Raw genomic sequence first — 11,403 nt, forward strand, 5'->3', positions numbered from 1 at the left:
GAAAATATGAAAAATAAACTTGTAAAAAGCTTATCTGTAGCGCTCGCAGGATCCATGCTTGTGACAAATGTAGTTTTTGCAGATGGGACAGTTAAGAAAAACGAAACCTTGTATGTAACACAAGAAGAAAATGAAATAAAAGATAAGACAGCTTCAATCTGGATCAACTCAGATGGGAATGTAAAGGTTAAGGATAAGTCTAATCTTAAAGATATCAAAAACCTAAAGACAGATGAAAAAATTGATCCAAAAGATGGTTATATAAATTGGAATGAAGATAGCAAGGATGTCTACTATCAAGGACAAGCAGAAGAAGACCTTCCTGTAGATATTTCTGTAAAATATTTTTTAGATGGTAAGGAGACTAAGGTTAAAGACCTAGAAGGAAAATCTGGTCACCTAAAAATCGAAATATCAGCTAAGAACAAAAGAAGCGGAATAGCTACAGTAAATGGTAAAGAACAAAAGGTATTTTCACCATATCTAGTACTTGCTGAAATTAACTTCGATGAAGATAAGGTTACAAATATAAAAACAGACGACGGCAAGGTCGTAAAAGATGGTAAAAACGAAGTTGTCGCAGGAGTTCTCGCACCAGGACTTAGACAAAACTTTAAAGAAATCCTTGAAGATGATAAACTTGATAAGTTCAAGGATAAAATCGAGATGGAAATGGATGTAAAAGACTACAAGCCTACTGAGGTCTATGCAGTAATTACAAACGAAATCTTCCAAGATTCCGCTAATATCTCATCCTTAGACGATTTAAACAAGGGAATTGATGAGCTTGAATCAAATGCAGCTAAGCTTGTTGATGGATCTAATCAATTGGCAGATGGGGGCAATAGATTAAATGATGGTATAGGTCAGTTAAGTAATGGAGCTAGCGAGCTTGCAGCAGGTTCTGGCAAAATCGTATCATCATTCGATCAAATGGCTAATGCCTTTGCGGACCTACCTAACCAAGTCGGAACAATGACTTCAGCAATTGACATGCTAAATAATGGAGGAAGCAGTCTAGATCAAGGTATCAACCAATACACTGCCGGAGTTAATAAGATTAATGAAAATATGCCAAAGCTTACTGAAGCTAGTAGACAACTAGAAGCTGGAGCAAGTGACCTAGATAATGGTCTTCTAAAACTTGATAATGCAACATCAACACTAAAAGAAAAAATGGGAATGACTGATGGCAAAGAAGACTTGGGCAAATTTAGCGAATCCATGAATGAACTAAGGACAGGACTTGATAGCCTATCAACAGGAATTGCTCCATTAAGTCAAGGAGTAAGTGAGCTTAGCCAAGGATTAAGTAAACTTGAAGACTCAAGTCGAGAGCTAAGTGGTGGAGTTAATAATCTCCTATCTTCCACCCAAAATATGCCTAGTCTTGATCAAAATTCAGCCGATCTTACAGCTCAAGCTCAAGCAATTGATGCAGTGATAGCTAACTTAGAAGAAAATAACGAAGACGGAAATCTAACAGGTCAAATCGAAAGTCTAAGAGCTGTTAGAGACAATCTCTACAAAGAAAGTGAAAGCGTGGCTACAGCAGGATATGCTTATAGCCAAATCTCAGGATCTCTTGAGCTTCTTTCCCAAGGAGCAAGCGAGCTTAGCGGAGGAATCAGCGGGGCTTATAAGGGAGCAAGTGATATCGATGAGAAATTAAAGGCTTCATCAGATAAGATGATTACGGCTTCAAAGAGCCTTGCTGCAGGAACTGAGAAAATAAGCCAGGGATTCGATAAGAGCAATCTAGCCAAATTACAAGAATCTATAGTTATGCTAGATGAAGCTACAGGAAAGTTAAAACAAGGATCAGCTAAACTTAAGGAAGGAACTAGCCAAAATAGGGCAGGTGTTGAAAACTTAGCAGCTGCTGTATCTGAGCTTGACGGTAACTCTCAAAGCCTAAGAGAAGGTAGTGCAGAACTTTCAGGAGGATTGGCACAATTTGCCGAAAGAAGCAAGGCCCTATCATCCTTAGGAAACATCAATGAAGAAGCTATAAACCCTATGGCTGCAGGGCTAAACCAACTAAATGATGGAATAATGAAGCTTGATTCATCTACCAAAGAATTAAAAGACGGAAGTGATCAATATATGGCTTCATTTGAAGAGTTTAGATCTGGCCTAAGCGAATACAAGGCAAAGGGAATCGATGAAATTGCCAATAAAACATCTGAAGTAAATGAAATTTCAGAAATCTTAGATGAAATGAGTAAGCTTGCTAAAGAAAACAATTCAATTACAGGCACAAGTGATGACTTCGAAACAAGATCTAGGATAATTCAAAAGATCAAATAAAAATCAAGAACCTGCGAAAGTGGGTTCTTTTTTGATGACTAAAACTAAAATAAAAAGCTCTTAAAGCTTTATCTAAATCTTACTTGTCCATAATTGTTAATTATGGGAAGTGCTTGATTTAATAGCTTTAAGAGCTTTTATCTTACTTATCTTTTTCTCTTAAATATTTATCTATATTTTCTGCGGCTTTTTTACCTGCTCCCATGGCAAGAATTACTGTTGCAGCTCCACTTACTGCATCTCCTCCAGCAAAGACAGCTTCCTTTGTGGTCATAGTCCTATCATCTATTATAATTCCACCCCAGCTTTCTGTATCTATATCTGAGTTGGTGTTTTTGATAAGTGGATTAGGTGATTGGCCTATGGCGATTATTACAGATTCAAACTCGCATTCTTCAAATTCACCCGTAGCTATAGGACGTCTCCTGCCAGAGCTATCTGGCTCTCCTAATTCCATTTTCTCAAGCCTTACCTTCTTAACCCAGCCATTTTCTCCTATGATTTCTACTGGATTGTGAAGATTCATAAACTTGATACCTTCTTCTCTGGCATGGTGGCTTTCTTCGATTCTTGCAGGCATTTCTTCGAAGCTTCTCCTGTAGACAACAGTTACATCCGCTCCCATTCTCTTGGCAGATCTTGCTGCATCCATCGCCACGTTTCCTCCACCTACCACACAGACTTTCTTTCCTATATGGACTGCCGTGTCATATTCAGGGAACTTGTAGGCCTTCATAAGGTTCATCCTTGTTAAAAATTCGTTAGCTGAATATACTCCATTTAAGTTTTCTCCAGGAATACCTAAAAATCTTGGAAGACCTGCTCCAGTAGAAAGGTAGATCGCTTCAAATCCCTGATCGAAGAGGTCTTTTATAGAAATTGTCCTTCCTACGATCGTATTAGTCTGAAGTTTGACACCTAGACCTATTACGTTTTTAAGCTCCTTTTGAACGAGTTTTTTAGGAAGTCTAAATTCTGGTATACCATACATTAAGACTCCTCCAGCTGTGTGAAAGGCATCGAACATAACTACTGAGTAGCCTCTTTTGGCAAGGTCAGCTGCAGCAGAAAGACCAGAAGGGCCAGCTCCTACAACTGCGACCTTCTTATTTACGCTAGTTACTTCGATTGGCTTGTTGTATTTTTTATTATTTCTATAATCTGCAACGAATCTTTCAAGTCTACCGATTCCTACAGGCTCGTCTTTTATGCCTCTCGTACATTTTCCTTCACATTGGACCTCTTGTGGGCATACCCTACCGCAGATTGCGGGAAGATTGTTGGTCTCTGCTATTTTGTCGTAAGCTCCGTCTAGGTCATCTTCAAGGATTAGGTGGATGAATTCTGGGATTTTTACTCCTACTGGACAACCTGATACACAAGGCTTGTTTTTACATTGGATACATCTTGTAGCTTCTTCCTTGGCCATTTCTAATGTATATCCAAGACTTACCTCGTCAAAATTTTTATTTCTTACATCAGGGTCTTGTTCTGGCATTGGAACTTTTGTTTTTGCCATATTAAACTTAGCCATTTCTTACCTCCCCTGTTAGATTGCATATATGATCACGCTCTTCTGTAGCGTAATTTCTTGATCTATTCATAGCTTCATCGAAATCAACCAAGAATCCATCAAAGTCTGGACCATCTACACAAGCAAACTTCATTTCGCCTCCAACTGTAAGCCTACAGCAGCCGCACATGCCTGTTCCATCAACCATGATAGAGTTCATTGAAACTGTGGTAGGAATATCGTGAGGTCTTGTAACATTTACTACATTTTTCATCATGATTGCAGGACCGATAGTAAGGACGTGGTCGTATTCTTTTCCTTCTTTTATGAGATCTTCCAGAACTTGGGTTACAAATCCTTGTCTGCCATAAGATCCGTCGTCTGTTGTTATGTATAAATTATCTGAAGAAGCCTTAAGCTCATCTTCTAGGATTATTATATCCTTATTCTTAAAGCCCATTATCACATCTACATTAGCTCCGATTTCATGAAGGTATTTGGCTTGTGGATAGGCAATAGCAGTACCCAAGCCTCCCCCAACGACACAGACATTTTTACCTTTTAGATAATCAAGCTCGGTAGGCTTTCCCAGTGGACCTACAAAGTCGAGGAAGCCATCTCCTGCCTTTAAGGCATTCATCCTCATAGTAGTGCCGCCAACGATTTGGACAATAATAGTTACATTTTCATCATCTGTTGATGAGATGGTAAAGGGAACTCTCTCGCCTTTCTCATCAAGTCTAAGAATAATAAATTGGCCAGGCAAGGCTTTTTTTGCAATAGCTGGTGCCTTGACAACAAATTTAATGGTATTGTCATTTAGATTAGTTTTTTCTATAATTCTTGCCATAAGATCCTCCTAATATAATATTATCAAATACTAAGCTAATTTACAATAAGGGTGCAAAAGTATAGGGAAACAGTAGAGTATATATTATTGATATTATTGAAAGGAAGGAGAAATATGACAGAGAAAAAATATACTAACAAGTATTTGCTTAAAAGATTTATACCTTATTATAGACCTTACAAGAAAGTACTCACTATAGATTTATTATCAGCTGCTCTTACGACCATAAGTCAGCTAGTTCTTCCTCTATTGCTATCCTACTTAACAGATTGGGCTCAGTTGGGCCTTCTCGATATGCCTAGGCTAGGAAAGGTCGCTCTAATATACCTTGCGACTAAGTTTATAGAGGTTGTGTCAAGATTTATCATGCAATCCTATGGCCACATCATGGGGGCATTAATTGAAAAGGATATGAGAGGGGATGTCTTCTCCCATCTTTTGACCATGGATACGGAGTTTTTCAATGAGGCCAAAATTGGCCAGCTTATGGCGAGGATGACTACAGACTTAAACGAGATTACAGAATTTTCCCACCATGTACCGGAAGAATTCTTAGTAGCAGCCATTAAGCTTGCTGTATCCTTTGTAGTCCTTCTAACTATCAACTGGCAACTTTCCCTAATTATATACATCCTAATACCAATTATGTATATATTTTCTAGGAAATCCAGACAGAAGTTTAGACAGGCGACTATGAATACAAGAAAGCAAATTGGTGCCATAAACTCAGGGATCGAGGATACCCTACTTGGAATCAATGTTGTAAAAAGTTTCGCCAATGAAGATATAGAAAAGGAAAAGTTTGGCAGGGAAAATGAGAAGTTTGCCGATATCAAGAAGGACCAATACTTCAATATGGCCAAATACTTCTGTGTCAAGGATGCCTTTTCTGGCTTTATGTATGCAGTATTAATCCTTGTCGGAGGAATTTTTGTAATCCAAAAGCAAATCACTGCAGGAGATCTTATAGCCTTTACTATGTATTTAAACATGCTAGTTGCAACTATCGAAAGGCTAATTAACTTTACCGATACTTACGAGAGAGGGACAACTGGTATCGAAAGATTTGTCCAAATCATGAATCTCGATAGGGATATCTATGATAAGGATGAGGCAAGAGATTTAGAGGACGTTAAAGGAAAGATCGAATTTGACCATGTTTATTTCAAATACCCTGAGACAAAAGAGGAAGATCCTTATGTCCTAGATGATATGTCCTTTACAATTGATGTAGGAGAAAATATAGCCTTAGTTGGGCCATCTGGCGCAGGAAAGACCACTATATCCAAGCTAATCCCAAGATTTTATGATGTAGATGATGGTGCTATTAGAATCGATGGGGATAATATCAAAGACCTAACCATTGACTCCCTAAGAGATAATATTGGAATAGTACAACAAGATGTCTATCTTTTCAGTGGAACTATTAAGGATAATATCAAATACGGTAAGGAAGATGCTACAGATAGAGAAATCGAAAAGGCAGCAGAGCTTGCAGGAGCCTTGGAATTTATCAAGGACCTACCATATGGATTTGATACCTATATAGGAGAGCGTGGGGTTAAGCTTTCTGGTGGACAGAAGCAGAGAATATCTATAGCCAGGGTATTTCTCAAAAATCCACCAATACTGATACTCGATGAGGCGACTAGCGCCCTTGATAATAAGAGCGAGGCGATAGTTCAATCATCTCTAGAAAAACTAAGTAAGGGAAGAACAACCCTTACCATAGCACACAGACTTTCTACAATAATAAATGCAGACGAAATCCTAGTCTTAACTTATGATGGAATTGTAGAAAGAGGAAACCACAAGGACCTCCTTGCCAAAAAGGGAGTCTATTATAATTTATATAATTCAAACAATACAGACTTGTTTGGATAAAGAGGGAGCAGGAAAATCTGTTCATAGTGTAGAAAAAGTAGATTTAATTAAAAATTTTATATATTTAATTTACCCTTATCTCGACCAAGTGAGCGAAACGAACGCGTGGAGGGATCTCATTAGATTTCTCCACTCACTCCGTTCGGTCGAAATAAGGGTGATTTTTAGATTGTCTATATTTTCAGCAGGGAGACCTGCTTTTTCTTTGGGGAATTTTAATAAAACAGCTTTTAGCAAAGTTTTTCTAAATACGATGATTTTATTAGCTTCAAGTCGTATAATCCTATAATAGATAAGGAGTTAATATGGGAAAATTTTTCGGTAAGATTTTACATGTGCTTGCCACTATTTTGGGAAGTATATTTAATCTATTAATAAACATAATGAACGTAATAACCATGACCTTTGAAGGAATCAGACAATTACTAATGTTGATATTTGTATTTGGTTGTTCGACATTTTTTTTCTTTCCTGTCTTTGCTTTGGCTATACCGAGGAAGTGGTGGACGGTTATATTTATAATATTAATCATTCCAATCCTTGGTCCCAAGTTTATATCCATGCTCAAATACGGAAACTACACGCTGACAGAGTGGATGTACGATAGGGCTGATACTTTGATAACAGGAAAGAAAGTCGGCTACGATTCCATTTCTGATTATTCGAACAAGTATAAGTTTGAAAGAGAAGAAGAAAGAAGAAGGGCGGCCGAAGAAGCAGCAAGATTTCGTCAAGAAGAAATGAATAGAAGGTTTGAGGAAATGTTTAGGGGATTTACCTACACTAACATGAACCAGGGGAATTGGAATTCCTATAATACAAATTCAGGCTATAGCAATATGACAAATGACCTTGGCTTTAAGGAAAAATATGAGAAGGCCTGCAATGTTCTTGGGGTAGATTATCAAACAGATATCTACCAAGTTAAGCTCAACTATAGAAAGCTTGCCAAGAAATATCACCCTGATATAAACAAGGATCCTAATGCTACAGAGAAATTCCAGGAAGTAAATGACGCCTACGAATTCTTGACAGAAGAAAATATCAATAAGTACAAGACGAACTATAGATGAGGTAATTATGACTACTGAAGCAATATCTAGCCTAGATCAGGCTGTTATCCTTTCAGAAATCGCATCCAACGCTGGAGCTATAATGCTAGCGAATGGAGCAGAAATTTATAGGGTGGAGGATACAGTAGAAAGAATAATAAGAAGCAAAAAAAACATCAAAGATGTAGATGTTTACTCTACTGCCAATGTCATAGTCCTATCTTTTTCCTTCAACCAGGAAATCCACACCAACATCAGAAGAGTTAAGTCTAGGACCTTTAACCTCTACTATATAAACAAGGTTAACTCATTTTCAAGAGAATTTGTAAGCGGCAATTACAGCCTACAGGAAGCCCTAAGAGAATTAAATAAGATTAAAGAAGATCCTGGTTACCCACTAGCCTTTCAAATATTTGGTTCAGCCCTTTCTGCCGCTGCCTTTACAATCCTATTGGGAGGAAAAATTACAGATATGCTAATATCTTTCTTAGTAGGATTTGTATCATATATAGTAAGTTTTCAGTTTCAGGAGGCAAAGTTCGGCTTCTTTCTAGTAAACTTTATTGCAGGGCTCGTAGTAAGTTTAATCACGGTAACTTTTAGACACTTCCTGCCTTATATTGCAGTAGATAAAATCGTAATAGGATCGATGATGGCCTTTCTTCCAGGAATCACTCTGACAAATGCCATGAGAGATCTGATGAGTGGGGATGTAACTAGTGGACTTACTGGAGCTACAACTGCTATCTTAGTTTCTACCGCACTAGCCCTTGGAGTTGCTATGCCAATAACTATAGCAACTTACATTAGATAAGGAGGATAAATGTATTTACAAGAATTTATAGTATCTTCCATAGCGGCTATAGGATTTGCTTTGATATTTCAAGTTCCCAAAAAACCGCTACTAATATCTGCCTTAAACGCAGGATTCGGATGGGTAATATATAAAATGACAATAGCCTACACAGGAAGCGTCTATATAGGAACTTTTCTTTCAGCATTCGTCATATCATTTATATCAGAATTCTGTGCAAGATATTTCAAATTTCCAGCCTTGGTCTTTATCGTTCCTGGTGTAATCAATCTTTGCCCAGGAGAAGCTATATTTAACACGATGAAATACTTTATCAATAACGAAAGTGCCTTGGTTCTTCTAACCTTGTCTAAGGCCCTTGCAATAGCTGGAGCGATTTCATTTGGGATACTTTTATCGTCATCATTTTCAAGAAATATGAAAAACTTTAGAAGAAGAAAAGTCAAGAGAACGAACTACTTAAACTACTTTAGGAGGAAAAAATGAAACAAACTATATATCTAGCAGGCGGATGCTTCTGGGGAGTAGATGCCTACTTTAAACAATTAGAAGGAGTCGAAAAAACACAAGCAGGATATGCTAATGGCCTAACAGAGGATACCTTCTACGAAAATCTCAAAAACTCAGACCACGCCGAGACAGTAAAAGTGACCTATGAAGATGAAGAAATTAGCTTAGAGAAATTACTTGAATATTTTTACTATATAATAGATCCATTTTCAATTAACAAACAAGGTGGAGATTTGGGTAGACAATATAGGACTGGAATCTATTCTGAAGATAGAAAGATACTAGAAGAAGTAAGAAAATTCTTAGAAGAAAAACAAAAGAACGAAGAAGAAAAAATACAAGTAGAAGTAGAAAAACTAAAAAATTATATAAAAGCAGAAGAATATCACCAAGACTATCTAAAGAAAAATCCAAATGGCTACTGCCATGTCAATCTATTAGATAGGCCTGATTTCAACTAAAAAGCTAGAGAAAACATAGATGTCCAGGAATAAAAACAGGGCATCTAATATTTTTTTAATATAATATTTGACATAGGCAAAAATCCATGGTATTATATAACAGTCGGCGAGAGCTGATGGAACCAATTAAATTAAATAAACAATAACATAACCTAAAATTCTTTTGAAATAAAGGATAACAAAATTTAAATCACGCATTTGATGTGAGTCAGATGTAAATGAAAGAGTCTTGATCAGAGATTCTCATAACAAACTATTTATGAGAGTTTGATCCTGGCTCAGGATAAACGCTGGCGGCGTGCATAACACATGCAAGTCGAACGATGAAGCTTAAATGATCTCTTCGGAGTGACCTTAAGTGGATTAGTGGCGGACGGGTGAGTAACGCGTGAGTAACCTGCCTTGCACAAGGGGATAGCCGTTGGAAACGACGAATAATACCCTATGATATGATAGCCTCGCATGAAGCTATCATCAAAGATTTATCGGTGTAAGATGGACTCGCGTCTGATTAGCTAGTTGGTGGGGTAACAGCTCACCAAGGCAACGATCAGTAGCCGGCTTGAGAGAGTGTACGGCCACATTGGGACTGAGACACGGCCCAGACTCCTACGGGAGGCAGCAGTGGGGAATTTTGCACAATGGGGGCAACCCTGATGCAGCGACGCCGCGTGATTTAGAAGGCCTTCGGGTTGTAAAAATCTTTTGTATGGGAAGAAAATGACAGTACCATACGAATAAGGACCGGCTAATTACGTGCCAGCAGCCGCGGTAATACGTAAGGTCCGAGCGTTGTCCGGAATCATTGGGCGTAAAGGGTACGTAGGCGGATAAGCAAGTTAGAAGTGAAATCCTATAGCTCAACTATAGTAAGCTTTTAAAACTGCTCATCTTGAGGTATGGAAGGGAAAGTGGAATTCCTAGTGTAGCGGTGAAATGCGCAGATATTAGGAGGAATACCAGTGGCGAAGGCGACTTTCTGGCCATAAACTGACGCTGAGGTACGAAAGCGTGGGTAGCAAACAGGATTAGATACCCTGGTAGTCCACGCCGTAAACGATGAGTGTTAGGTGTCTGGAATAATCTGGGTGCCGCAGCTAACGCAATAAACACTCCGCCTGGGGAGTACGCACGCAAGTGTGAAACTCAAAGGAATTGACGGGGACCCGCACAAGCAGCGGAGCATGTGGTTTAATTCGACGCAACGCGAAGAACCTTACCAAGTCTTGACATATTACGGCGGGGTCTAGAGATAGACTCTTACTTCTTCGGAAGACTGTAATACAGGTGGTGCATGGTTGTCGTCAGCTCGTGTCGTGAGATGTTGGGTTAAGTCCCATAACGAGCGCAACCCCTATTGTTAGTTACCATCATTAAGTTGGGGACTCTAGCAATACTGCCGGTGACAAACCGGAGGAAGGTGGGGATGACGTCAAATCATCATGCCCTTTATGACTTGGGCTACACACGTGCTACAATGGCAGGTACAGAGGGAAGCGAGACTGCGAAGTTAAGCAAAACTCAAAAAGCCTGTCCCAGTTCGGATTGCACTCTGCAACTCGAGTGCATGAAGTTGGAGTTGCTAGTAATCGCAGATCAGAATGCTGCGGTGAATGCGTTCCCGGGTCTTGTACACACCGCCCGTCACACCATGGAAGTTGGCAATACCCGAAGCCTGTGAGCTAACCTTTAGGGAGCAGCAGTCGAAGGTAGGGTCAGTAACTGGGGTGAAGTCGTAACAAGGTAGCCGTATCGGAAGGTGCGGCTGGATCACCTCCTTTCTAAGGATGAGAAGTCGACACGTCGACTTCTCATGGAGATATTTTATCTCATAGAAATAAATAAGGTTGGTTATTGTTTGGACCTGTAGCTCAGGTGGTTAGAGCGCACGCCTGATAAGCGTGAGGTCGGTAGTTCGAGTCTACTCAGGTCCACCAATCATGACCTATCACCATTTGCAAAGCAAATGGAATGAAGGTCAGACGTCGCGGCGTTTCAAAGTTTCGAAG

The 11,403-nt window shown here is 39.0% G+C and carries 8 protein-coding genes, 1 tRNA gene and 1 rRNA gene; 8 read left to right on the forward strand and 2 right to left on the reverse strand.

Translation table 11 applies throughout. The features are described from left to right. The first annotated feature begins 6 nt into the window (after nucleotides 1–6). Entirely contained in the window at nucleotides 7–2,310 is a 2,304-nt protein-coding gene (locus tag APRE_RS02890; protein WP_015777506.1) for a YhgE/Pip domain-containing protein, read from the forward strand. Between the two features lie 142 nt (nucleotides 2,311–2,452). On the opposite strand, the gene gltA is transcribed toward APRE_RS02890, so the two are convergent. Together gltA and APRE_RS02900 are read right to left on the reverse strand one after the other, a co-directional pair. After that, nucleotides 2,453–3,844, reverse strand: a complete 1,392-nt coding sequence (gltA, locus tag APRE_RS02895) for an NADPH-dependent glutamate synthase (RefSeq protein WP_015777507.1) — start codon at nucleotides 3,842–3,844, stop codon at nucleotides 2,453–2,455. Next, the gene (locus APRE_RS02900) at nucleotides 3,837–4,673 is read right to left on the reverse strand and encodes a sulfide/dihydroorotate dehydrogenase-like FAD/NAD-binding protein (protein ID WP_015777508.1); all 837 of its coding nucleotides are present in this window, start codon (nucleotides 4,671–4,673) and stop codon (nucleotides 3,837–3,839) included. Before APRE_RS02900 ends, gltA begins: the two co-directional genes overlap by 8 nt. 114 nt (nucleotides 4,674–4,787) lie before the next feature. Between APRE_RS02900 and APRE_RS02905 the strand changes: the two genes are divergently transcribed. The 7 genes from APRE_RS02905 to APRE_RS02935 all read left to right on the forward strand — a co-directional run bounded on the left by APRE_RS02905 (nucleotide 4,788) and on the right by APRE_RS02935 (nucleotide 11,331). Continuing rightward, nucleotides 4,788–6,557, forward strand: coding sequence for an ABC transporter ATP-binding protein (locus APRE_RS02905; RefSeq protein WP_015777509.1), 1,770 nt, complete (start codon nucleotides 4,788–4,790; stop codon nucleotides 6,555–6,557). A gap of 305 nt (nucleotides 6,558–6,862) precedes the next feature. Continuing rightward, nucleotides 6,863–7,630: a J domain-containing protein gene (locus APRE_RS02910; RefSeq protein WP_015777510.1), complete on the forward strand. Its 768-nt coding sequence runs from the start codon at nucleotides 6,863–6,865 to the stop codon at nucleotides 7,628–7,630. 7 nt (nucleotides 7,631–7,637) lie between these two features. Continuing rightward, entirely contained in the window at nucleotides 7,638–8,423 is a 786-nt protein-coding gene (locus tag APRE_RS02915; RefSeq protein ID WP_015777511.1) for a threonine/serine exporter family protein, read from the forward strand. A 9-nt stretch (nucleotides 8,424–8,432) separates the two neighbouring features. Beyond that, nucleotides 8,433–8,909 carry a threonine/serine exporter family protein gene (locus APRE_RS02920; RefSeq protein ID WP_015777512.1) on the forward strand — a complete coding sequence of 159 codons (477 nt, stop codon included), beginning with the start codon at nucleotides 8,433–8,435 and terminating at the stop codon, nucleotides 8,907–8,909. After that, nucleotides 8,906–9,394: a peptide-methionine (S)-S-oxide reductase MsrA gene (msrA, locus tag APRE_RS02925; protein WP_015777513.1), complete on the forward strand. Its 489-nt coding sequence runs from the start codon at nucleotides 8,906–8,908 to the stop codon at nucleotides 9,392–9,394. The genes APRE_RS02920 and msrA overlap by 4 nt, the downstream gene beginning before the upstream one ends. Before the next feature lie 255 nt (nucleotides 9,395–9,649). Beyond that, nucleotides 9,650–11,175: ribosomal RNA gene (locus APRE_RS02930) — 16S ribosomal RNA — on the forward strand. A 79-nt stretch (nucleotides 11,176–11,254) separates the two neighbouring features. Continuing rightward, nucleotides 11,255–11,331, forward strand: a tRNA-Ile gene (locus APRE_RS02935). Nucleotides 11,332–11,403: the final 72 nt, after the last annotated feature.

Origin of the sequence: Anaerococcus prevotii DSM 20548 (genome assembly GCF_000024105.1) — a bacterium.
Taxonomy (GTDB): Bacteria; Bacillota; Clostridia; order Tissierellales; family Peptoniphilaceae; genus Anaerococcus; species Anaerococcus prevotii.